The following is a 24116-nucleotide window of genomic DNA, read 5'->3' on the forward strand; positions in this document are numbered from 1 at the left end:
AAATTAATGGCCATTGACAGTGCCGAACTGTCGTTGTTCGTGAATAAGCTTCGACTAGTTTCGTCGCCACCGTCGACAAATCGAACCCAGGCCCCTGTGCATTTAAAATGCTGCCCACATGGAAGGCCAAGTGACCTGAGTGCATTACTCAATGCAAAGACGGCTCTGCCACCGCCGTAGCGTTGAGCACATAGTTCGCTCAACGCTGTGAAGGCCGGTGCAGACAATTGATTGTCAGGCCCTGGTGACGGGATACGCCATAAAGCGGCCAAGGCATCGAGAAGTTGCTGATCTACGATCATTATTAGGCACGACCATCTACGGCCTGTGGTCGCCAACTTCGCTCAGCACGCTCCCGCACAAGCCTGGCTTGGAGGCTGGGATGCTTTCTCTCAATACTCTCGTTGTAGATATATTCCGCGTCATCCCAGAAGGTGACGATTGCAGCGACAAATGCCTGAAGGCGATTGATGGATATATCCATCAATGCGACAGGCGGATGCGCAACTTCATGCGAGACATCATCTAACGAAATTGGCGAATAGTCGCGCCACAAGTCGGGGCAACGTGTAGCTAGCTCAATGGCAGATCGACCATCACCGTGCCGACAAGCGTTGCCGAGCAGATGAAGCGTATCCAACTCATCAAAACTCGGAAAAGCTTCGAGGCTTATTCCACGCAGATCAAGGAACAGTTCGCAAAGCCTATTCCAGTCCCCACGCTCCACCTTGGAGGCCAAGTTGTCGTTCGGCCGCAGTTCCTTGACACATCCACATAGGTAGCCGCGCAATTGGCGTTCCCAGACGGACTGAATAGACAGAGCAAAAGCCATCTTGGTTACCTGGAGCACATCTTCCGCGTCTGATTGGGCGAAAGCATCGCCGGGATCACCGCTACGACCAAGGACAACAATTTTATCTTCAAGGGTTTGGATTGCCGGGACGACTACATCATCAAAGAATGATTGCGCACTGATTCCATGCTTCGATGCCGCAACATCGGCGTAGCAGTTCTTCCAGCGAAATACGCTCATACACTCACTCCACGGCTATGCTCCGCGATGAAGTGGCGGTACGCGAAGGTAATCAGATCACGCACTAGTTCAAGAAGGCCAGCAAACGGAAGCCCGTCGAATGGGTCGCCATGGGCCATCGAATTTCGGATTTGGGCTAATGTGGGGATGGTAGCTCCAGTAAGCTGGCCGATGGCAGTGCTGCCGCAGCGAACCGCAAGCGGTATTTGCGCATCGTCCAGGTCATCGCCAGTTGCTAAATGCCGGAGCAAGCCAGCGAAATTTCGGTCATTCTTCTTGAAATATCCGCCATAGCGGTCAACCAACGTCAACTCCAGCGCAGTCAAAGCAACTAGCTCACCAGCTTTGATTAAATCTGCGTCTATCCATCCAAGCAAGTAGAGCTTCTGTGCACGAGCATATTTTTTGCGCACCACCAGAGGAATGCGAAGGTCAAGGCCAAGATTGACAATAAAGGAACGCCATTGCTCTGCGTGGTCGAACCGAATAAATCCACTTGGATTTCCCTGTACAGGCCAAGGAATCAAGAGTGGTTCATCGCGACGGGGCAATGGAATATCCAAAAGATCCACGATCAAGCAGCCCTCTGTTCCTACTGACCAACCGCCAACCGCCAACCGGACAGGCTTGCCGATGCGGCTCAACACCCGGCGTGGCTAGTAACCTTATAGAAGCACATCATCCGTTACGACAGCAAGAAAACAATCATCTAAGTGCATCCTGAACCACCCTAGTCACTTTATGGATATTATTGCTGAAGACGGCTTCCACGGGTGATTTCCCCCGCAACTGCTCGCAGGGCCGAAGCAACGCACGATAAAGATGCCACGAATTAGATTCACAACCACCCTCCACCATCGTTGCTTGTGTCAGCCTGAGCTTGACTGGATCGAGTTGCCAGTCGGGAATACGCTGGCCACGGTTACCCACGCTTAAAGTCAGCAGCTTCCCGGCCTTGATCTCGCGATTGACCTGGTCTCGAGACTTACCTGCCAGCTTGGCGAATTGGACCACTTGAAGATTATGAGGAGCCTCATAGGCTTCGAGCATTTCCAATCGTTCCCGCTGGATATCCGAAACAGGTACCTCCCCCACTGAAACTGACCCGTGCTGGGCGGAGACCGCTGAAAGGTGCTTGCTAGAGTTCTCCGTAACAGACGACAACAGAATCTGAGACGCATCTGGCCTTGCCATGGCCGCAGAAGCTACTGCCCCTTCATCCACTATCGGAATCCCATCGATACGAATAGTCAAATGTGTACTGGCTGCTTGCACATCGCCCTGCTCCAACAAGTCGAGCCGATCAGCCCAATCCTGCATCATTCTACGGCGAGGCTCTACATACAGGGCGTGATTATAGGTAGCACTGACTTTATTGGGATCCGCATGCGAAAGCTGGGCATCCACCCATGTCCTGGGGTAGCCGATCTCGTTGAGTGCTGTTGAAAGGGTGCCTCGGATACCATGAGCGGTAAGGAGGTTTTTGTAACCCATGCGGATCAAGGCAGCGTTCAGCGTGTTCTCGCTGATACGTCTTTTCAAATCGCTGCATTGTGCAAGCAAATTTCGCTGTGCAGGTTTGACCTGCTCAAGTAGATAGCGAACGATCTCAATCGCCTGAACAGGAAGTGGCACGATGTAGGGAGGGATATCCTTGGGCCGCCTCTTCTTCTTACGCATGTCATTTTGAAGCTGCTTGACCGCCTCGGGCGGAATAATCCACAGCCCCTGCTCCAAATCAAACTGCTCAGGGGTCGCTTGGCGCAACTCGCCGGTTCGTACTCCCGTTAACAACAGTAACCGAACACCGAGCTGTGTGGTTGTTCTGCCACTATAATGACGCAGCCTACGTAACAACTCGGGTATTTCAGGCAATCGCAAAAAGGGGTTATTGGCCACCGGCGGTTTGGGAATAGCAACCGCCTCCAGGTCGGATGCAGGATTACTTTCCACCCCTTCAAGCTTGACCATTGCATAGCGGAATAACTGCCTTAACCAGGTGCGCACCTTTTCGGCAATCGAGAATGCTCTGCGCCGCTCTATCCTGGCCAATACATCCAGCAAGTCTGGACGACGGATATCAAAAATGGAAATGGTGCCCAGGCGAGGCAGTACGTCCTTGGCGAAGACCCGCTGAATCTGAGAAAGAGTGCTTTGCCTCCCCTCCTTGAGCTCCAGCTTGCGGTGTGCCAACCACAACAAATAGACAGCCTTGAAACTGTTCTTCTCCGCCAGGATCGTGTTTTGAAGTCTCAGTTTGCGGTCGGTTTTGGGGTTGATACCTTTTGCTACGAGGGCGCGTGCTTCATCACGTAGTGAGCGAGCCTCTCGGAGGCTGATCTCTGGATAGCTGCCCAGAGACATGCGTTTTTGTCTGGAAACCCAGTAGTATCGGAAATGCCAGGATTTGCCGCCCACGACGGATATGGCCAATGAAAGACCATCAAAATCAGGAAGGGTATAGTCTTTGCCCGTCGTCCGGGCTTGGCGAATAGTGAGATCAGAGAGTGCCATGATTCCAGCTCCTATGTAGAGTCAGAACCCGATCATCACCACATCCCCCATTTCCTCCCAGCAACTAACCGCAACCACCGATACCCGTATAAATGGACTTAAAAAAGGACTTAAAAGCCTTATACAGGGGTAGAATTCGATGGATTTCACTGGAATGAAAAAACAAGCTTTCGCTATTTTTTCAATGACTTACAGACCTCTATGGAAGTCTGTAGATCATAATATGGAGCGGGAAACGAGACTCGAACTCGCGACCCCGACCTTGGCAAGGTCGTGCTCTACCAACTGAGCTATTCCCGCTTTGGAACGGCGCCTATTCTATCGCCCTGCGCGGGCCTGTCAAGTCATTGATTCGGAAAAAGTTATTTGTCGCTCTTTTGCACAGCATGCATGCTCATATACGGCCAGGCAGCCCGCAGATAAACATACATTGACCAGAACGTCAGCACCGCAGATATCATCAGCAGCACGTAGCCAAGGACCACCCAGTTGCTGATTAGCGGCGGATTGGCCAGCAATACGATCAACGCGACCATCTGCGCCGCGGTCTTGTATTTGCCTAACTGCGATACCGCCACGTGCGCGCGCTTACCCAGCTCGGCCATCCATTCCCGTAACGCCGAGATAACGATCTCGCGTCCGATGATGACCATCGCCGGGGCGGTTACCCAGAAGTTGGCATGACTCTGCACCAGCAGCACCAGTGCGACCGCAACCATGAGTTTGTCCGCCACCGGGTCCAGGAAAGCACCAAAAGGCGTGCTCTGCTCCCATTTGCGTGCCAGGTAGCCGTCCAGCCAGTCAGTCACGCTGGCCACGGTGAATACAATCGCGGCGGCCAGATAACACCAGTGAAAAGGTAAGTAGTAAAACAATATAAAGATAGGGATCAGCGCGACCCGTAGCAATGTCAGAATATTCGGTATGTTCATGAGTAATTAGCGACCTCTGTCTAATGACGCATTCTAGTCGCTATGCAGCGCAGCATAAATCTGTTCTGCAAGTTTTTTGCTGATGCCGGGCGCCTTACCTATTTCCGCCGCGCTGGCACGCTTTAATTCTTGCAAGCCACCAAAGTGCTTCAGCAGTTCCCGGCGGCGCTTGGGACCTACGCCCGCTATGCCTTCAAGGGGCGAGGTGTTACGCGCTTTGCCGCGCCTGGCGCGGTGCCCGGTAATGGCAAAGCGGTGCGCCTCATCGCGTATATGCTGAATCAAATGCAGTGCGGGAGAATGGCCCGGAAGGACCAATTCATTGTGCGGATCATTCAGATACAACGTCTCCATACCGGCCTTGCGTGTAACCCCTTTGGCAACACCGACCAACGTCAGGCCGTGAATGGCCAATTCTTGCAGCACTTCCAGGGCCATCGACATCTGTCCCTTGCCGCCATCAACCAGAAGAATATCAGGCATCTTGCCCTCCCCTTCCTTGATACGGCTGAAGCGCCGAGTCAAAGCCTGGCGCATCGCGGCATAGTCGTCACCGGCGGTCACGCCTTCGATATTGAAGCGTCGGTAGTCGCTTTTGAGTGGCCCCTCAGGGCCGAATACCACACAGGAGGCGACAGTAGCTTCACCGCTGGAATGGCTGATGTCATAACACTCCAGGCGTGTTGGCCGCTCGGCAAGCTGCAGGGCTTCCTGCAAGGCGTCAAAGCGGATTTGCACGTTCTGACGGTTCGCCAGCATGCCCGCCAGAGCCAGATCGGCATTATTGACCGCTAGACTTTGCCAGCGGCTGCGTGTGCCTCTGACGCGATGGCTTATGCTCAGATTATGCCCGCGCGCCTGGGCCAAGGCCTGGGCGATAACGGGCATATCCTCGTGCTCGGCGTTGACGATAATCTCCCCAGGGAGCTCACGCTCTGCGCCGCCCAAATAGTACTGGGGCAGAAACGCTGCCAGCACCTCGCCCGGCGTCTGCTCGATAGGTACGCGCGGAAAGTGATTCTTGCTGCCGAGCACTCGGCCCTGGCGCACCATTACTACGTGAACACAAGCGCCGCCGGGTGAGACTGCCGCAGCTACGATATCCACGTTGCCCTGCTCGGTGTCCATGCTTTGCTGATCCTGCACCCGACGTAGCAGCGCCATCTGGTCGCGTAGTTCCGCGGCGCGTTCGAAATCAAGCTGTTCTGCGGCTAACTCCATAGTCTTGCCGAGTTCGTCGGCTAGCGCATTGCTGCGACCCTCGAGAAACATGATCGAGTGGCGCACATCTTCGGCATACTCCTGCTCGTCAACCAATCCGACGCAAGGAGCCTTGCAACGATGGATCTGGTGCTGCAGGCAAGGCCTTGTGCGGTTGCGGTAATAGCTGTCCTCGCACTGGCGGACCTTGAAAGTTTTTTGCAGCAGACTCAGGCTTTCACGAATCGCGCCAGCGCTGGGATAGGGCCCGAAATAACGTCCCTTGAGCTTCTTCGTACCCCGGTGCAGCCCGAGTCTGGGGAAGCTGTCCTGGCTGGACAAGAACACATAAGGGTAGGACTTATCGTCGCGTAACAGAATGTTGTAAGGTGGCCTGGACGCCTTGATCAGGCTCTGCTCAAGCAAAAGCGCTTCAGTTTCATTAGCCGTAATGGTGGTGTCGATCTGCTGGATACGGGCTACCAGCGCGGCAGTCTTGGGGCTCAGCCCGGTTTTGCGAAAATAGCTGGAAAGACGTTTTTTCAGGTGTTTGGCTTTGCCGACATACAACAGCTCGCCTTGAGCATCGAACATGCGGTATACGCCAGGCTTGTTGCTGGCAGTCGAAAGAAAGGCGCTGGGATCGAAAGCAGGCAGGCTCATGCTCAACGGGGGATGGCGTCAACCATGCCGTGGCGCACGGCCAACAGCGTCAGCTCGACGTCACTGCTGATGTTCAACTTATCGAACAACCGGTAGCGGTATGTATTGACCGTCTTCGGGCTCAGGCATAGCTTATCGGCGATATTCTGAACCTTCTCACAGCTGACAATCATGTAAGCGATCTGCATCTCGCGTTCGGAAAGATTGTCGAAGGGCGAGTTGCAGGCGGGGGCAAATGCCTTGAGGGCCAATTGCTGGGCTATTTCTGGGCTGATGTAGCGCTGCCCGTTCGCCACTTGGCGAATGGCCGTGACCATTTCATCCAGGGCCGCGCCCTTGGTCACATATCCGGCGGCGCCAGCCTGCATCAAACGCGTAGGAAAAGGCTCCTCGTCACAAACAGTAACGGCAATGATGCGCAGATGCTTGTCGTGCAGCAGGAGTTTGCGAGTGGCCTCAAGACCCCCGATGCCCGGCATGCGAACGTCCATTAACACTACGTCGGGTTTCAATAGGCGGGCTTGGGTGACTGCTGCCTCTCCGGAATCGGCTTCACCTACAACGCTAAGACCGGGCACATCACTGAGCATTCGGCTGATGCCCATGCGTACCAGATCATGGTCATCTACTACCAATACCTTGATCAAATCCGACCCCTTGTGCGTTGAGCGAGCGGCATTTCAAAAACTGCCCGGTATCCAGTTCAGGCAGATTGGCCGGCACAAGCTCGGCCTATATTCAATAGGGCGTACCATAGCAAATCAGCGGGTCAAGGGGAACGGCTGATCTTGGTATCGGCGCTGCCCAGTTGCGCAGTCAGTTCGTCCAGACAAGCCGGGTCGTCGATGGTTGAGGGCACCGCGAAAGGCTCTCCTGCCGCCATCTGGCGCATGATTCGCCGCAGTATCTTGCCTGATCGGGTTTTCGGTAAACGCTTGACGATTAATGCCCCTTTAAAGCAAGCCAACGCGCCAATGTCGCGGCGGACCATCGCCACCAATTCCGCACTGAGCGTGCCCGGGTCAATATCCACATCGTTTTTCAACACTACCAACCCTAGAGGCAGCTCACCTTTGAGCTCATCAGGGATACCAATGACCGCGCATTCTGCCACCGCGCTATGGGCGCCTAGCACCTCTTCCATTTCACCTGTCGATAACCGGTGCCCTGCCACGTTGATAATGTCATCGGTACGGCCCATGACGAACAGATACCCCTCACTGTCCAGGTAACCGGCATCGCCGGATTGGTAGTACCCAGGGAAGGTATTGAGATAGCCTTCGCGAAAGCGTGCTGGGTTGCCCCATATTCCGGTCAGACACCCGGGTGGCAATGGCATCTTCAATGCAATATTGCCTTGGACTCCGGCGCCAAGCGGTTGCCCCTCATCGTCGAGTATCGCCACCTCAAAGCCTGGCATTGGCCAGGTGGCAGAACCCATTTTCGGAGTTTGAAGCCCATAACCTGCAGGGTTGGAAGCGATTGCCCAACCGGTTTCGGTTTGCCACCAATGGTCGATCACCGGGCGCTGGAAATGTTCCTCAAGCCAGGCCCAAGTAGGCGGATCCAAACGCTCGCCAGCCAGGTAAAGCCGCTCAAGCTTGGATAAATCAGCAGCATGGGCCAGAAGAGCCTGCGGATCTTCCTTGCGGATAGCGCGGAACGCCGTTGGCGCGGCAAACAGTGCCTTGACGCCGTATTCGGCGCACACGCGCCAGAAAGCCCCTGCATCAGGCGTGCGAACCGGTTTGCCCTCGTAAAGCACAGTGGTGCAGCCAGCCAGCAGCGGCCCGTAAACAATATAGGAATGGCCAACCACCCAGCCTACGTCTGACGCAGCCCAGAACACGTCGCCGGGCTGCATGTCATAAACCCTTTGCATGCTGTAGCGCATGGCGACTGCGTGCCCGCCGTGATCGCGCACCACCCCTTTGGGTTTGCCGGTAGTGCCTGAGGTGTAAAGTATGTAGAGCGGATCGCCGGCCAGCACCGGCACCGCGTCAGCGGGCTCGGCATTGGCCAAGGCGCGCTGCCATTCCAGGTCGCGATCGCTGTAAAGCTCCGCACGGCATTGTGGCCGCTGATAGACCACGCAGTGCCTAATGGGATGGGTTGCCTCATTGATCGCGGCATCCACCAACGGCTTGTAGGGGATGATACGATCGACTTCTACCCCACAGGATGCGGTGAGAATAATATCCGCTTGTGCATCATCAATACGCACGGCCAGCTCGTGCGCGGCAAAGCCGCCGAATACCACGCAATGCACCGCACCCAGGCGTGCGCAAGCCAGCATCGCGACTACCGCTTCAGGGATCATCGGCATATAGATGATGACTCGGTCGCCTTTCGCCACACCCAGACCACGCAACATCCCGGCACACTGTGCTACCCGCCCGGCCAAGTCACGGTAGCTGATGCGCGCCTTGCTTTGGGTCACCGGAGAGTCGTAAATCAGCGCCGTCTGTTCGCCTTGCCCCGCCAGTACATGGGCATCTACCGCCAACCACGCGGTATTCAGCCGGCCGTCAGCGAACCACTGATAGTTGCCTTCAGCATCTTGCTGCACAATGGCGGTTGGTGGCGTGTGCCAGGCAATACCTGCCGCCTGCTCAGCCCAAAAAACGTTTGGTTCTTGACTGGCCTGCGTATAGGCCTGACGGTAAGTTGCCGGGTGCACGTTTGACGAAGGCATTAGTAATCTATCCTCTTATTTTGCCGTCAGACTAAACCACAGCGTTTATAAGGGAACTAGACTTACGTCGGATGGGTGCTCGGCAGCAGCCTAGCCATACTTACCACACATACAAAAAGGTCATGCTCATGAGTAAGGATGATTCCTTCGCCGCGGTAGGCAAAACAGCAGTGATGCAGAATGTGCACGGCACCATGACCTTTCTGCTGAACTATCCGCCATTCAATCTCATGGAAACGCATCATTTGGCCTTTTTGGTCGAGCATTGCCAGCTACGCTTTTTCGCCAACGGCGAAGCCATCATCCGCCCCCAGGATGGGACGGTAAAGCACTTTTATATCGTCAAACAGGGCTTGGTTAGAGGTGAACGCCTGTTGTCGGGGCAGGACACCCCAGAGACCACCTTTGAGATTTCCCAGGGCGAATGCTTCCCGCTTGCCGCACTGATCGGTGAGCGTGGTACCCGTACTGAGCACCTAGCTGGCAGCGACACTTTCTGCCTGGCATTACCCAGAGCAGATTTTGCCAGGCTGTTTTCCATGTCCGCGTCTTTTCGCGACTTTGCCCTGCGCGGCGTTAGCAGCCTGCTTGACCAGGTGAATCAACAGGTGCAAATGCAGGCCGCGGAAAATCTAGGGTCACAATACTCGCTGGATACCCGGCTTGGTGATCTTGCGGTGCGCAGCCCTATCAGTTGCACAGCTGAGTTACCCATCCGTGATGCTGTCAGAAACATGCATTTGGCCAACGTCGGCAGTATTGTCATCGTTAACGAACAGGAAAAACCGCTGGGCATTTTTACCCTGCGAGATCTGCGCAAGGTCGTAGCGCTCGGTGAAGTCGACATGGAAGACCCCATAAACAAGGTCATGTCGTCCCCGCCCTTTTATCTGTCCCCTGGCGCGTCCGCATTCGACGCAGCCATCGCGATGACGGGTCGACACATAGCCCACATTTGCGTAGTGGATCAGGATCGGCTGGTCGGCGTGGTGTCCGAGCGCGACCTGTTCTCACTGCAGCGCGTCGACCTGGTCCATCTGGCGCGGACCATCCGCCAATCCAGCAGGATCAGTACATTGGCGGCATTACGCACCGATATCCGCCAACTGGTCGAAAGCATGATGGCCCATGGCGCGTCTTCCACTCAGATTACCCACATCATCACCCTGCTCAACGACCATACTGTATGTCGGGTGATTGAGCTGTGCATCCAGGAACACGGCGACCCCGGTGTCCCCTTTACCTGGCTGTGCTTTGGCAGTGAAGGACGCCGCGAGCAGACATTACACACCGACCAGGACAACGGCATTCTGTTCGAGGCTGACGATGCCGCCGACGCTTCCCGAATGCGCGGTCTGTTGCTACCCCTGGCCGAGAAAATCACCCAAGGCCTGGCCGAATGTGGTTTTACCCTGTGCCAGGGCAATATCATGGCCAGTAACCCCGAGCTGTGTCTGTCGAGGCAAGAATGGGACAAGCGATTCGATCAGTTTATTCACACAACGACGCCCATAAACCTGATGTCTTCCTCCATTTTTTTCGACTGTCGTGTGGTGTGGGGCGACGATGACGGCGCACGAAAACTGTTCGCCGGGGTGCTCACCAAAGTGAGCAGCAATGAGTTGTTCCAGCACATGCTTGCCCACAACGCACTGGAACAGCGACCGCCCATTGGGCGCTTCCGTGACTTTGTGGTAGCGCGCAGCGGTGCGGAAAAAGATACGCTGGATTTGAAGAAACAGGGTCTGATGCCCTTTGTCGACGGCGCGCGACTGCTAGCGCTTGCCCACGGTATTGCAGAGTGCAATACGCTGGAGCGCTTTCGCCAGCTCAGCGAACGCGGCGTCATTGACGCCAAGGATGCCGCCGCTTACGAGGAGGCTTATCACTTTATTCAACTGATTCGCATGCAACAACATCAATTGCAAGACCGGCAGGGCCTGCCTTTCAGCAATCGTATTGACCCGGACACGCTCAACCACCTAGACCGCCGTATTTTGCGCGAATCATTCCGCCAGGCGAAAAGACTGCAGGCGAGTCTAGCCCTGAGGTATCAACTATGAGTCCGTTAAGCTGGTTGCCGGGACGCCGAACCGTCCATGTCAGTGATGCACAGCGTGACCGCCGCGACCACCTGCCATTACCGCAACCGCTGGACGATACGCCATTGCACGAAACCAAGCTGGTCGTTGTGGATCTTGAAACCAGCGGCCTGGATACCCAGCGTGACAAGGTGCTGTCGATTGGTGCGGTGGTAATCGAGCGTGGCGCCGTTGACATGGGCACCCAGTACGAGTGCACGCTGTACCGGGCTAACCACAAGGTGACCGAGGCTATTCTTATCCACGGCATACCACCGAGCGAGGTGGCTCAAGGCATGGAGCCTCAGGACGCGCTGCTCGATTTTATGGAGTTCGCCGGAGAGTGCGTCTTTCTCGCCTTTCACGCAGCCTTTGACCAACGCATGCTAGGGCGAAGTCTGCGTCAGGATTTGGGTTATCGGCTGCAACACAAGTTTATCGACGTAGCGGAAATGGCACCGATGCTCTGCCCTGATGCCAAAGTTGGGCGCGGTGGTCTGGATGACTGGCAGACCCATTTCCAGCTCAATAACAGTCAGCGTCACAACGCCGCAGCCGATGCCTTGGCCACGGCCGAAATCACGCTGATACTGCTGAGCAAAGCTCGCTCCCAGGGCATTCATGACCTGGCCACGCTTTATACCCGCCTTGGTCATTGGCGAAAACTCAAGCGCGCGCGTCTCGGCGGCATCTAATATTCCTCCAGCAATCCGCTATTCATCTTGATAAACCGTTGTTTTAGAAAAAAAAGTTGAACACTGGGGTTTGCTTTGTGTCCGAGGCGTCGGTAGCCTCCGCGACCCAAACAACCCCGGAGTTTTAAATGATTAAAAGAACAACCTATAGAGCAGCACTTGCGTTTGCTGTTGCCGCGGCCTCTACTCAGGCCGCAGCCAACGGCGTAGCCATCAATGAACAGAGTGCCAGCAGCATGGGTACGGGCTTTGCTGGACGCTCCTCCTCCGCGCAAGATGCCAGCACTGTATTCGGCAACCCGGCCGGCATGTCCAAACTGGATCGTGTCGAGGTCAGCGGTGGTTTTGCTGTTATTCACGCCAATACCGACATCAGCAATGCCAGCAGTATTGCGTCAGGTAGCAACGACGGCGACATGGTGCCCTTTGCGGCCATCCCCTTCGGCTATTACGTCAGACCGTTGAATGAAGACTGGCATTTCGGTCTGGGCGTATATGTGCCCTTTGGTGTGATCAGCGACTACGAAGACCGCTTTCAGGGCCGTTATCACGGACTGAAAAGCGAAGTGCAGGTGGTGACCCTGCAGCCTACCCTCAGCTACCGCATTAACGACCGTATTTCGGTCGGCTTTGGCCCTACCATCAATCATCTCGAGGGTACTCTGACCAGCGCAGTAGCGCTCGGCGCGAGCGATGGCAATGTGAATATTCAAGGTGATGACATCGGTTACGGCTTCAATGCCGGCGTGCTGGTTGACCTGTCTGACCGCGTGGCACTAGGTGTCACCTACCACTCGAGTGTTGACTACACACTCGAAGGAAGAACCCGGATCTCGGACGCCCCGGCATCGCTCAGTGGCAAATACGACGCCACTCTGGACGTCACCACGCCGGAATCGGTCGATGTCTCTCTGACCTATGCCCACGATGCACGCTTGACTCTGTACGCCGGCACCACATGGACACGCTGGAGCCAGTTCGACCAACTGGTCATTGAGAATCAAGGCGGCCCCGGGCCGTTCGGCACCATTGAGGAAGAGCTTAACTGGTCGGATACCTGGGCCTTCGCCTTCGGTGCTGCCTACCAGATCACACCGAAAGTGGTGCTACGCACGGGCCTTGCGTTCGACCGCTCCCCCACTACCGATGCCGATCGCACCGTACGTATCCCGGTGGGGAACCGCAAGGTGCTGTCACTGGGCGCCGGCTGGGAAGCTACCGACAACCTGACGCTGGACGTCGCGTACGCTTATCTGCGTGAAGACAAGGCAAGCGTCAGCTATGCGGACTACAGCTCGGACTACCGTAACAGTGCCCACGGTCTGGCTACACAGGTGACCTACCGCTATTGATGATCTGTTGATCTGTGCCTGAACAAAAGCGTCTCGTCTTCGTGGAGGCGCTTTTTTGACTTTTACTGTGCAAAGCCGATAGAGCAACCGGTATAAAGCGGTTGTCCGCGCGGCCTCCTCACTTCGGAATCAATTCCGTCAAAGCCTCAAGATTGTTCTTGAACGCTTTGGCAAACGCATCGCGGTGCTGGGCCATGAACAGGCTCACTTCTTCTGCGGTCTTTTCACCCAACGACGGCACTGCCTTCTGCAGGACATCGCCCAAGGTTTCTGCCAGCTCAAGCATCTTATCGTGGCGGTCGGCTTCGGCTTTATCCATGAACAACTGCTCCGGGTCTCTGCTACTGCGGTAAACAACTTCAACGGCCATAGTGGTACCTTCAGGCTGAATGGATGCCTCGACACCTATCGCAAGGTGCCGGGTTACAGCACTATACTGTATATCAATACAGTATTAAAGGCTGATGGGAGAATCGAATTGGCGAAAACAGTGCCCCGTCCGTAGGCGCTCTATAGCGCACGCCAAAAGATGAAACCTCTGGAGGCTGTCACGAGCAGCCATGAATGATAGCCACATTGAGTGACACGCCGATGAGCGGCCAATCCATCGCGCCTGACAGCGCCGCGCTCGCGCCGGCCAGTCGCTCTGCCTTCTTAGCCTGCCTTACAGGGCCTAGTCGTACCGCATGCCGCCTTGTGATTCGGCGATAGGGCCCTGCTGCCGGTGATGGTAAGGCGCTGCAGTATTTCGCAGTACGCCGCTTCTCGGCCTTCGGTACAGCTCTTTCTCAAGGCGCTCAGCTGCTTCTTCAGAGCCTGCAGCGCAGCAATCTTGCTTGCCACATGCTCAATATGCTGGTCGATCAACTCGTTCACGCCGCCACAATCATCCGCCGGATGATCCCGAAAGCTCAACAACTGCCGCACCTCATCCAGCGTCATATCAAGGGCTCGACAGTTGCGGATGAACGCCAGACGCTCGACATGTACAGCGTCATAGACGCGATAATTTGCCTCGCTGCGCCTAGGTGGCGGTAGCAGGCCTGCGCTTTCATAGTAGCGAATCGTCACAACCTGACAGCGGGTCATTTTTGCCAGCTCACCGATTTTCATCATCGTCTCCCGCAAAAGGCTTGACCCTATAGTGGCTATAGGGTGTTCACTACGCAAGAGCAAAGGAGACCCCGACTATGGCAGATTGTTGCAACAACACAGCTGAAACCCGTTCCGCCTGCAGTGAGCCTGCGGCCAGTGACGGCAACAGCGCAGACTCCGCAGCTGCGGAGCAAGGCGCCCACGCCAGCAAATTTCGCATTGAGCAGATGGATTGCCCAACCGAGCAAAGCTTGATTACCGACAGCCTGTCGGGAATGCCGGGCATTACCGGCCTCCAGTTCAACTTGTTACAGCGCACCCTGACTATCAAGCATGAGCCTGACTCCCTGGCTCCGGCCCTGGGCGCTATTCGGGAGCTTGGGTTCACCCCTGTAGCTGCAGCAGACGCGACAGATGCCAGCCAGCCTACCCCGTCGGGAAATATCCAGTGGTGGCGGCTGGGTCTGTCGGGGGTGGCCGCAGTCGCGGCCGAAATACTGCACTTCACCGAACTGGCGCCTGAATGGGTAGTGGCACTGATCTCCATTGCCGCCGTACTGATCTGCGGATTGGCTGTGTACAAAAAAGGCTGGATCGCCCTCAAACATCGCAACCTCAATATCAATGCGCTGATGAGCATCGCCGTTACCGGAGCGATTCTCATCGGACAATGGCCAGAAGCAGCCATGGTGATGGTCCTCTTTGCTATCGCCGAGCTGATCGAAGCCCGATCCCTGGACCGTGCACGCAATGCCATTCGCGGACTGATGAGCCTGACGCCGGAAAGAGCGACAGTGCAGCAGGCTGACGGTAGCTGGTCCGAAACAGACGTGGCAGACGTGTCGATAGACCGTAGAGTCCGGGCGCGCCCAGGCGAACGCATCAGTCTCGATGGCGAGGTAGTCAAAGGCAGCTCAACGATCAACCAAGCCCCGATTACCGGTGAAAGCCTTCCAGTGGACAAAGTCGTTGGCGACCCGGTTTTCGCAGGCACCATCAACCAGGCAGGAGAACTGGAATACCGCGTTACCGCACCAGCCAGCCATTCCACCCTGGCCCGTATCATCCATGCGGTTGAAGAAGCCCAGGGAGCGCGGGCACCGACGCAGCGCTTCGTCGACCGCTTCGCCATCATCTACACACCCGCCGTACTGCTACTCTCGATAGCTGTAGCCATAGTGCCGCCGCTGCTTATGGGCGGCAACTGGTTTGATTGGGTTTATCGCGCCTTGGTGCTGCTAGTGGTGGCCTGCCCTTGCGCGCTGGTGATTTCAACGCCGGTGACCATCGTCAGCGGGCTGGCCGCAGCGGCCCGTAAAGGCATTCTGATCAAGGGCGGCGTGTACCTGGAAACGGGCGGCAAAATCACCCATCTGGCCCTGGATAAAACCGGGACCATCACCCATGGTACGCCGGTGCAAACCGACTTCCTGAAGTTAGGCAAAGGCGCGCCTGAAGACTATCAGGCAACCGCAGCCAGCCTAGCACAGCGCTCGGACCATCCCGTATCGCAGGCCATCGCCACCCAGGCCGCCGAGCAGGCGGTAGCCATGCTGGAAGTCGACGATTTTGCCGCACTGGCCGGGCTCGGCGTACACGGCAGCATTGATGGGCATCGCTACCAATTGGGCAACCATCGGCTGCTGGAAGAGCTGGGCATGTGTTCGGCAGCAATAGAAACGAGACTCTTGCAGCTGGAGCGACAGGGGAAAACGGTCGTCATCCTCTCCGATGAGACCCAAGCGCTGGCATTGTTCGCCGTAGCCGATACGGTCAAGCACAGCAGCCAGACCGCCATTGCCGAGCTTCATCAACTGGGCGTGAAAACCCTGATGTTGACTGGCGACAACATCCATACCGCCCAAGCCATTGCCGCCCAGGTTGGCATCGACGACGCCCAGGGTGACCTACTGCCCACCGACAAGCTCAAGGCTATTGAGACCCTGATCAACCATCAGGGTACGGTGGGCATGGTAGGGGACGGCATCAATGATGCACCAGCGCTGGCACGCGCCGACGTAGGCTTCGCCATGGGCGCCGCAGGCACCGACACCGCGATGGACATTGCCGATGTCGCGATCATGGACGATGACTTACGCAAAATCCCTGCATTTATACGTATTTCCCGTCAAACCAGTGCGGTGCTCAAGCAGAATATTGGCCTGGCTATCGGTATCAAGGCCGTGTTTCTGCTGATCACCCTGACCGGTCACGCCACCATGTGGATGGCGGTGTTTGCCGATATGGGAGTGAGCCTACTGGTGGTGTTGAATGGGCTGCGCTTGTTGCGCAAATGAGCGTGCTCACGCACTTCACTGCTGAGAGTGAGCTTTAAGCCGCTAGCAAAACCTGCCATACCGGTTCAAAAGCCCCGGCGCTGGTCCGTCAGGATACGGCGTCCAAGACTTATAAATGCCGCCTGAGCGTAAGAAAAAATCCACAAAAGAGTCACCGCTGCGACGCTATAGATTCACAGCATTTCAAGAGCATATTGCGCTCCGACTATTTCATATCGAGAGCAAAAATGACATTACGGTATAGCTGTATTGGTTTACTTCTTGGCAGTAGCTTGCTTGGCGGCTGCTTATCCAGCGGCAGCAGTAGTTCTGACGATGCGCCGACTACCCCGCCGGTCACGCCTCCTCCCGTAGCCGAGGTAACAAGCCTGAAGGTAGGGGTTTTGCCCGATACCCAGGGCGGCGGTTTTAATACTTCCATCCATCCCATGCGCGCATTGCTGGAGTTTTATCGGGAGCAGGATGTGGACGTGGTACTGGTGGTTGGCGACCTGTCTGAATCTGGCACCCCTGCCGAATACGCACAATGGCGTAGCGTGGCAGAAGATTATAAAAATGACTTTACTCTGCTGCCGGTGCAGGGCAACCACGATATCAAAGGTACCGACCTGGACTGGGTCGATAACGTTTCAGATCTGGTGCCTGCGGATGCCATGCATATGCCCGGGCAGGAATACAAAACCTATGCCTTGGTGCGCGACAATGTTCTGATCATCAATATTTCCTATGGCCATATGCCGTTCACCTACGACTTTGTTCGGCAGATGATCGAGACGCATCGTGCCGATGTCGACCACATCATCGTATCAACGCATAACACCATGGTTGGCTCGCGCTACGGTTACATCCGCGAAAAAGCAGTAGAAGCCTATGACACCTCAGCTTCAGATCAGCAATTCCTGCAGGTTCACGAAGATTATCGTCAGCTATTTGCTGATAACGACGTTATCTACATTGCCGGCCATGAGCACAGTTATACACGCAGCCTGATATCCGGCAATTTCGGTGGACACTACACCGAAATTGTCAGTGGCAGCGCGTCCTACAAGGGCTATGACAGCCGTTTCGGTGAAAGTGAACAGATCCAGAACGTGGTAATGGTCAAGGTTAATGACTCCGGCGCCACCGGCGAACTGGATGTGAACGCCTCCATCCTCAACTTTAGCGGTGACCGGGTCGACTACGCGTCTTATTTCGAAAACCACACCATCACTGCCAACGAAGATGGCATGAAAGAACTGGCAAGCCCGGACTGGAAGCTGGTCGACCGTTTCAGCCGCACAACTGAGCGCTGTGACAAGATCGTGTTTCCATCCAGCATCCCGGCAGGCAATCAGTTGAATATGACCCATGACAAACGCTATAAAACCAACGCCTGCGTCTCGGCGAACGGGTTTGAAGCGAAGATCATTGACGGCGAGAACAATATCTTCAATCGCTACGAAACGCGTACCCGGACAACGGACGTCGAACCGGGCATCAACACAGCTACCAGCAATACGGCGCTGGCCGCGCGTTACTACCGTTGGTTGCATATTCCCCACGCCAGTTACAGTCCGAACCTGAACAACAGCCAGCGTGTTCGACTGATTAATGCGGGTACAGCGGACGAAGAAGTGCAGATTCGCGAGACCACCATCGACCTGAAAAAACAACTGTCGCTCAGTTGGGTTGATACCTTTGCCGGAGCCCTTTCAGATAGTTTGATCATCAGCGGTATCCAGGGACAGGATGGTACCTATATCAACGCCCGTGGTGTGCCAAAGAACCTTGAAACCGACACCGGCTTGCCGGGTAGTTATGGCGATGGCAGTGAACTGGGTAAGCAACCGGTGGTTTTGCCTGCCGAACGGGTTAACAGCAACTGGATTCTGGATGATGATGCCCGTGGCGATGACTATGTGCTGCAGTTTAATCTGGCGGCCAATATGAACCCCGAGCACATCACACTCGGGCGCTGGAATGCTCAGTCTGAACAATGGGCACCAGTGGTAACGGCTGAATGCATTAGCCAACAGAGCTACGACGCCAGCTACCTGACGGGGCTGCCCAACGACGTGGATGCCAGCTGTGCTGCGGCCATGGGGCTAGTGACGGTGGGTGTTCAGCATGTCTGGGCCAAACTGGACCAGGACGGCGTCTATGCTTTGATTGAGCGCTAAGGCTGTTTCAGCTCTTCTCAGCTTATTTTATTGGCGCTACTCCCGCACCTGCTTTGGCAGGTGCGGTCTGCTGCTTCTAAGTGCCTGCGCTACTCCAGCACTGCCACCCACCAACGCACTAAAAGGTGTGGAATCGGCTATCAGTAATGCGGAAAGGGCTCAAGTTGCAGATTACGCCTCCCCCGCGAGCACTGGCAGAACCCCGGCAACTTGAAGAACAACGTACACAACTCAGTAGCCAGCGAGAAACCGCGACGGTGGAGATGACGTTAACCTCATGCATTCTCCAGACTCGAAGCTAGCTGGTCTTGCAAGGCAATACCAGGACGATAGGACATCAGGCGATCTGTTTCCTTTTTCACAACGGCATAGCACTCACAACTGAGCTGCTCAAGCTTGGGACGATCAAGCACCCGAATATTGCCGCGCCGGTACTCGATCACACCCAGCTTCTGCAACTTGCCCGCGGCCTCGGTGACGCCTTCACGGCGTACGCCAAGCATGTTCGCAATCAGCTCCTGGGTCATGGATACCTGATTACTTGGCAGACGATCCAGAGACAGCAATAACCAGCGACACAACTGCTGATCAATTGAATGATGACGGTTGCAAACCGCCGTTTGCGACATCTGCGTGATTAGGGCCTGTGTGTAGCGCAACATCAGCACCAGCATCTCGCCGTGGCGATTAAACTCATCCTTTAGCCGTTGCGCCAAAAGCCGAAAAGCAAAGCCACCACTTTGCACTACAGCGCGGCTCGGCGTGCTCTCACCTCCCATGAATAAAGCGATGCCTACCAGCCCTTCATTACCCACTACAGATATTTCCGCAGAGGCACCACTTTCCATTACATAGAGCAGGGAAATGATCGAATCAGTAGGAAAGTACACATAACGCATCGTCTCGCCAGGCTCGTACATAACCTGACCCAGGGGCAGTGAAACCAGCTCAAGATGGTCGAACAAGCGCTGTTGAGACTCGATAGGTAGGGCCGCCAGCAAACGATTTGTTTGCGGTCGTGATAACTCGGGCATAGCGGAATCCATCCGAAAAAATCAACTTAATTGAGGTGTATACGCCGGACACCCCCAGGCTACGTTCGGTAGCGTACAGAGTGAGCTGTCCATACTGAACCTGTTGGGCTTCTTATGCGAATAACCTTTATCCAGCGCCTGTCGAAGCTGCCGCGGGCAATCCACCCCCACGCAAACGCTTACTCCGCGACTGTGTGTTAACGCACCGACGCCCTGTATCGAAAGGATTAAGCTCTGACCAAGATCAGCAATAGCCAAATACGGATCGAGCGTCAGCACCGCTGACCACACCCATCATCTGGAGCGTTGCATCATGAGCTATCAAAGCGTTAACCCCTACAATGGCAAGACTCAACAGACGTTTGACACCCTGACGGATCAGCAACTTGAAGCGAAAGTAGCGGCGGCTACCGAGTGCTATAAAGTCTGGCGGCAAAAAAGTTACGCTGAACGCGCCGTCATTATGGCCAGGGCTGCCGAGCTGCTACACGCGCGCGTCGACGAATTCGCTAAAATTGCCACCCTTGAAATGGGTAAGCGCATCGACGAAGCCCGCGCCGAAGTGGATTTTAGCGCCCGTATTCTTACCTACTACGCGCAAAACGCAGAGCGCTTCCTGGCACCGGTAAAACTCGACCCAACTCAAGGCGAAGCGCATATGGAGAGCAGCCCAATTGGGCTGGTCTTCTGTGTTGAACCTTGGAATTTCCCCTTTTATCAATTAGCCCGTGTCGCCGGTCCGCATCTGATGGCCGGTAACGTCTTGCTGATCAAACATGCTAGCTGTGTGCCCCAGTGCGCCATCGCCTTTGATGAGCTTTTCGCGGACGCTGGCGCCCCTGCTGGTCTGTATACCAATTTATTCATCTCCCACGAACAATCCAACAAGCTCGTCAGTGACGCCAGGATCAAAGGAGTGGCCTTGACCGGCAGTCTTGAGGCCGGCAGCGCCATTGCCGCTAAAGCAGGACAAAACCTCAAGGTATCGTCGATGGAACTTGGCGGCAGCGATGCATTCATCGTTCTCGAAGACGCCGACCTGGATAACGCTGTTAAGTGGGCAGTTTGGGGCCGCATGTATAACGCCGGCCAGACCTGCTGTGCGGCCAAACGCTTTATCGTGGTCGAGGAACTAGCAGATCAGTTTCTTGATCAGTTTCAGACAGCCCTCAGCGCCCTTGAAGCCGGCGATCCCATGGACGAGAAAACCACGCTCGGCCCGCTGTCAACCGAATCGTCACTGACCGATTTGCTCAAACAGGTCGATACTGCAGTCGCTCACGGCGCCAAGGTACTGATCGGCGGCAAACGCATTGATCGCCCCGGTGCCTTTATGCAACCCACCATCCTCACCGGCGTGACCCCGGACAATCCTGCTTTTCGCGGCGAGTTCTTCGGCCCGGTTGCGATGTTTTTCCGTGTTGAAAATGAAGATCAGGCTATCGCACTGGCAAACGATTCCGACTTTGGTTTGGGCGGTTCGGTCTACACTCAAGACATCGAACGTGGCAAGCGTGTCGCCAGCCAAGTCGAAACTGGCATGATGTTCATCAACAACATCGACTGGACGGATCCAGAACTGCCCTTCGGCGGCATAAAGAACTCTGGCTATGGCCGCGAACTCGGCAACATGGGCATTCAAGAATTCGTCAACAAGAAGTTAGTGCGTGTGGCCAGCCTCAGCGCACCACAGTAAGGGTTGGACTCATCATAGAACAGCCAGGCAATTCTGACTGAAACAGTCTTTTACGAAGGAATTAAATCATGAGCAAAAAAATGCGAGCGGCCGTTGTCGAGGAATTCGGACAAGGCCTTGTCCTGCAAGACGTTGACATTCCTACTCCAGGCCCCGGCCAGATCCTGGTTAAAACAGAGGCCTGTGGCGTCTGCCATACTGATCTACATGCCGCACGCGGTGACTGGCCCTTGAAACCCACACCGCCGTTTATTCCAGGTCACGAAGGCATCGGTATTGTGGTTGCACTGGGAACGGGCGTCACTGCGGTAAAAGAAGGCGACCGGGTTGGCGTCCCATGGCTCTATTCAGCTTGCGGACACTGTGAGCACTGCCTTGCCGCTTGGGAAACCGTGTGCGGCGAAGCCGAGTTCGGCGGCTATACCAAGAATGGTGGCTTTGCCGAATACATCCTCGCTGACCCTAACTATGTAGCCCACATACCCGCCGGACTATCTGCCACAGAGGCCGCGCCCCTCATTTGTGCTGGCATCACCACCTACAAAGGCATCAAGGAAACTGGCGCAAGACCCGGCGAGTGGATTGTCATCTCAGGCGTAGGTGGTCTCGGTCATCTCGGCGTTCAATACGCCAAGGCGCTGGGCCTGCATGTTTGCGCTGTCGACATAGACGACAGCAAACTGACTCACGCTACCCAACTCGGCGCTGATGCCACGGTTAACGTCAAGCATCCAGGCGCCGTCGAAGCGGTTATTAAGGTAACTGGCGGCGGCGCACACGGCGTATTAATCACCGCCCCCTCGCTCACGGCCTTCAATCAAGGCATTGCCATGGTGCGCAAACGTGGAACCTGTGTATTGGTAGGCCTACCACCAGGAGAATTCCCGACGCCCTTGTTTGACGTCGTCGCCAACTGCATCACCATTCGAGGTTCCTTTGTTGGCACTCGCCAAGACATGGCTGAAGCGCTGGCGTTTGCCGCCGAAGGGAAGGTCAAGGCCGACATAGAGTTGCAACCACTGTCGGCCATCAACCACGTCTTCGAGCGTCTGGAACAGGGCGATGTACCCTCACGAGTAGTGATCGACTTTTCGAATTAAGCTATAACGAGCTTATCTTGATGGCCATCCCATTTGGCTGGCTGATCACTAAAAAGAAAAAGGGGAGCCAATGGGCTCCCCTTTTTGTCTTGCGGCGTCTAGCAGTAAACCTAAAGCGTTTTCTGTTAGACGGGTATTTAAACGGGTAAAGCGACAATTCTTCGCTGCACCCCATTTAATACGCTATATGTGGCGGAGGGACAGGGATTCGAACCCTGGGTAGGCTATTAACCTACGCCGGTTTTCAAGACCGGTGCATTCAACCGCTCTGCCATCCCTCCACGGCCGGCAATACTACCGGAAAGTTCTGGCTAGTCAATGGCTAAGGTCGCAAATTGACATGATTCATCACACGTAAAACCTTGATTTGACGCATTGAACAGGTATTATCGGGTCAATAGTGAGGGATCATCCTTTTTGTTATTACCGGAGCGTCAAAGATGAACATGCAAAACCGCGAGACTACGCTGCAACACGCAGGCGTGAATGAGGCTGAAGTCAGCAAGCTTTTTCGCAACACTTATAGCCTGTTGGCGCTAACACTGGCGTTCAGCGCTGTAGTTGCGTTCATTTCCATGAGTTTGAACCTACCGCACCCCGGCCTGATCATCACGCTGGTGGGCTTTTACGGGTTGTTGTTCCTGACATCCAAGATGCGTAATTCTGGCTGGGGCCTGCTGCTGACCTTCGCATTTACCGGTTTCCTGGGTTACACCACAGGCCCGATCCTGAACGCCTACCTGTCACTGCCTAACGGCGGATCTCTGGTTGCCATGGCGCTTGGCATGACGGCGATGGTGTTTTTTGCCCTCTCTGCTTACGCGATTCTGACTCGCAAAGACTTCAGCTTCCTGTCCGGCTTTATCATGGCGGGCTTTGTTGTCTTATTGTGTGCTGTGGTCGCCAGCTTCTTCCTGAATATCAGCGGGCTCTCGCTGGCCATTTCTGCCGGCTTTGTACTGTTCTCTTCGGCTATCATCCTGTACCAGACCAGCTCGATTATTCACGGTGGTGAAGACAACTACATCATGGCAACGATCACGTTATTCGTTTCCATCTACAATCTCTTCCTCAGCCTGCTGCACCTGCTGGGCATCTTCGGCGAAGATTGATCCTTGATGGGTTTATAATAAAGGCCCGCTGATTGCGGGCCTTTTTCATGACCGGGTATCCACCATGAACTTTGCTATCACTTTGCTAGCCGGCCCCCAGGACCCAGCTGCCCGTAGTGCGCTGGAATTTGCACGTGCCGTCATCCAGGCGGGCCACCAGATCACGCGGCTATTTCTCTATCGCGATGCGGTGCAGATTGCTTCTGCCCTGAGCGTGCAGCCGCAGGATGAACAGGATATCTCCGCGCAATGGCGTGAGTTCATCCTCAGCCAACAACTTGATGCCGTGGTGTGCATCGCGGCCGCTCTGCGCCGTGGGGTGCTAAACGACGCAGAAGCGACGCGCTGGCAGAAGCCTGCAGCCAGTACCGGCACGCCCTATGACCTGTCCGGCCTCGGCCAGTGGGTTGATGTTCTGCAGACGGCTGATCGGGCCGTCACCTTTGGTACCTGAC

General features: G+C 55.4%; 20 protein-coding genes and 2 tRNA genes. 9 read left to right on the forward strand and 13 right to left on the reverse strand.

The window, feature by feature from the left end; all coding sequences use genetic code 11:
- The 9 genes from K787_RS25505 to K787_RS0109845 form a co-directional block, all read right to left on the reverse strand.
- On the reverse strand, window positions 1-302 hold a 302-nt coding region (locus K787_RS25505), incomplete at its 3' end, for a hypothetical protein (protein WP_235801920.1).
- Between the two features lie 2 nt (window positions 303-304).
- Window positions 305-1033 carry a hypothetical protein gene (locus tag K787_RS0109810; RefSeq protein WP_022962629.1) on the reverse strand — a complete coding sequence of 243 codons (729 nt, stop codon included), beginning with the start codon at window positions 1031-1033 and terminating at the stop codon, window positions 305-307.
- Window positions 1030-1611: a hypothetical protein gene (locus K787_RS0109815; RefSeq protein ID WP_022962630.1), complete on the reverse strand. Its 582-nt coding sequence runs from the start codon at window positions 1609-1611 to the stop codon at window positions 1030-1032. Before K787_RS0109815 ends, K787_RS0109810 begins: the two co-directional genes overlap by 4 nt.
- Before the next feature lie 127 nt (window positions 1612-1738).
- Complete coding sequence (locus tag K787_RS22725) at window positions 1739-3547, reverse strand: tyrosine-type recombinase/integrase (protein ID WP_022962631.1); 1809 nt, start codon at window positions 3545-3547, stop codon at window positions 1739-1741.
- A 224-nt stretch (window positions 3548-3771) separates the two neighbouring features.
- Window positions 3772-3847 (reverse strand) — tRNA-Gly (locus tag K787_RS0109825).
- Window positions 3848-3909: 62 nt separating this feature from the next.
- Entirely contained in the window at window positions 3910-4479 is a 570-nt protein-coding gene (pgsA, locus tag K787_RS0109830; protein ID WP_022962632.1) for a CDP-diacylglycerol--glycerol-3-phosphate 3-phosphatidyltransferase, read from the reverse strand.
- 33 nt (window positions 4480-4512) lie between these two features.
- The gene (gene uvrC, locus K787_RS0109835) at window positions 4513-6342 is read right to left on the reverse strand and encodes an excinuclease ABC subunit UvrC (RefSeq protein WP_022962633.1); all 1830 of its coding nucleotides are present in this window, start codon (window positions 6340-6342) and stop codon (window positions 4513-4515) included.
- 2 nt (window positions 6343-6344) lie between these two features.
- A complete protein-coding gene (uvrY, locus tag K787_RS0109840; RefSeq protein WP_022962634.1) occupies window positions 6345-6989 on the reverse strand; it encodes a UvrY/SirA/GacA family response regulator transcription factor in 645 nt (214 codons plus the stop codon).
- Between the two features lie 122 nt (window positions 6990-7111).
- A complete protein-coding gene (locus tag K787_RS0109845; protein WP_022962635.1) occupies window positions 7112-9037 on the reverse strand; it encodes a propionyl-CoA synthetase in 1926 nt (641 codons plus the stop codon).
- Window positions 9038-9165: 128 nt separating this feature from the next.
- On the opposite strand from K787_RS0109845, the gene K787_RS0109850 reads away from it, so the two are divergent.
- From K787_RS0109850 to K787_RS0109860, 3 genes are all read left to right on the forward strand, one after another.
- On the forward strand, window positions 9166-11100 hold the full coding sequence (locus K787_RS0109850; RefSeq protein ID WP_022962636.1) for a putative nucleotidyltransferase substrate binding domain-containing protein: 1935 nt from the start codon (window positions 9166-9168) through the stop codon (window positions 11098-11100).
- Window positions 11097-11813, forward strand: coding sequence for a 3'-5' exonuclease (locus K787_RS0109855; protein ID WP_022962637.1), 717 nt, complete (start codon window positions 11097-11099; stop codon window positions 11811-11813). Before K787_RS0109850 ends, K787_RS0109855 begins: the two co-directional genes overlap by 4 nt.
- 128 nt (window positions 11814-11941) lie before the next feature.
- Entirely contained in the window at window positions 11942-13165 is a 1224-nt protein-coding gene (locus tag K787_RS0109860) for an OmpP1/FadL family transporter (protein WP_022962638.1), read from the forward strand.
- A gap of 118 nt (window positions 13166-13283) precedes the next feature.
- Here K787_RS0109860 and K787_RS0109865 read toward each other — a convergent pair whose 3' ends face one another.
- Together K787_RS0109865 and cadR are read right to left on the reverse strand one after the other, a co-directional pair.
- The gene (locus K787_RS0109865) at window positions 13284-13535 is read right to left on the reverse strand and encodes a YebG family protein (protein WP_028614801.1); all 252 of its coding nucleotides are present in this window, start codon (window positions 13533-13535) and stop codon (window positions 13284-13286) included.
- 284 nt (window positions 13536-13819) lie between these two features.
- On the reverse strand, window positions 13820-14278 hold the full coding sequence (gene cadR, locus K787_RS22730; protein WP_022962639.1) for a Cd(II)/Pb(II)-responsive transcriptional regulator: 459 nt from the start codon (window positions 14276-14278) through the stop codon (window positions 13820-13822).
- A 77-nt stretch (window positions 14279-14355) separates the two neighbouring features.
- Here cadR and K787_RS0109875 point away from each other — a divergent pair, with 77 nt between their 5' ends.
- A complete protein-coding gene (locus K787_RS0109875) occupies window positions 14356-16557 on the forward strand; it encodes a heavy metal translocating P-type ATPase (protein WP_022962640.1) in 2202 nt (733 codons plus the stop codon).
- 227 nt (window positions 16558-16784) lie between these two features.
- Window positions 16785-18719: a metallophosphoesterase family protein gene (locus K787_RS0109880; RefSeq protein WP_022962641.1), complete on the forward strand. Its 1935-nt coding sequence runs from the start codon at window positions 16785-16787 to the stop codon at window positions 18717-18719.
- A gap of 275 nt (window positions 18720-18994) precedes the next feature.
- On the opposite strand, the gene K787_RS0109885 is transcribed toward K787_RS0109880, so the two are convergent.
- Window positions 18995-19753 carry a Crp/Fnr family transcriptional regulator gene (locus tag K787_RS0109885; protein WP_022962642.1) on the reverse strand — a complete coding sequence of 253 codons (759 nt, stop codon included), beginning with the start codon at window positions 19751-19753 and terminating at the stop codon, window positions 18995-18997.
- A gap of 313 nt (window positions 19754-20066) precedes the next feature.
- Between K787_RS0109885 and K787_RS0109890 the strand changes: the two genes are divergently transcribed.
- Window positions 20067-21449 carry an NAD-dependent succinate-semialdehyde dehydrogenase gene (locus K787_RS0109890; RefSeq protein ID WP_022962643.1) on the forward strand — a complete coding sequence of 461 codons (1383 nt, stop codon included), beginning with the start codon at window positions 20067-20069 and terminating at the stop codon, window positions 21447-21449.
- A gap of 68 nt (window positions 21450-21517) precedes the next feature.
- Entirely contained in the window at window positions 21518-22549 is a 1032-nt protein-coding gene (adhP, locus tag K787_RS0109895; protein WP_022962644.1) for an alcohol dehydrogenase AdhP, read from the forward strand.
- Window positions 22550-22739: 190 nt separating this feature from the next.
- Here adhP and K787_RS0109900 read toward each other — a convergent pair.
- Window positions 22740-22830 (reverse strand) — tRNA-Ser (locus K787_RS0109900).
- Window positions 22831-22995: 165 nt separating this feature from the next.
- Here K787_RS0109900 and K787_RS0109905 point away from each other — a divergent pair.
- On the forward strand, window positions 22996-23661 hold the full coding sequence (locus K787_RS0109905; RefSeq protein ID WP_028614803.1) for a Bax inhibitor-1/YccA family protein: 666 nt from the start codon (window positions 22996-22998) through the stop codon (window positions 23659-23661).
- A 64-nt stretch (window positions 23662-23725) separates the two neighbouring features.
- On the forward strand, window positions 23726-24115 hold the full coding sequence (tusD, locus tag K787_RS0109910; protein ID WP_022962646.1) for a sulfurtransferase complex subunit TusD: 390 nt from the start codon (window positions 23726-23728) through the stop codon (window positions 24113-24115).
- The last annotated feature ends 1 nt before the right edge of the window (window position 24116 follow it).

Source organism: Halopseudomonas pelagia CL-AP6 (assembly GCF_000410875.1).
Taxonomy (GTDB): domain Bacteria; phylum Pseudomonadota; class Gammaproteobacteria; order Pseudomonadales; family Pseudomonadaceae; genus Halopseudomonas; species Halopseudomonas pelagia.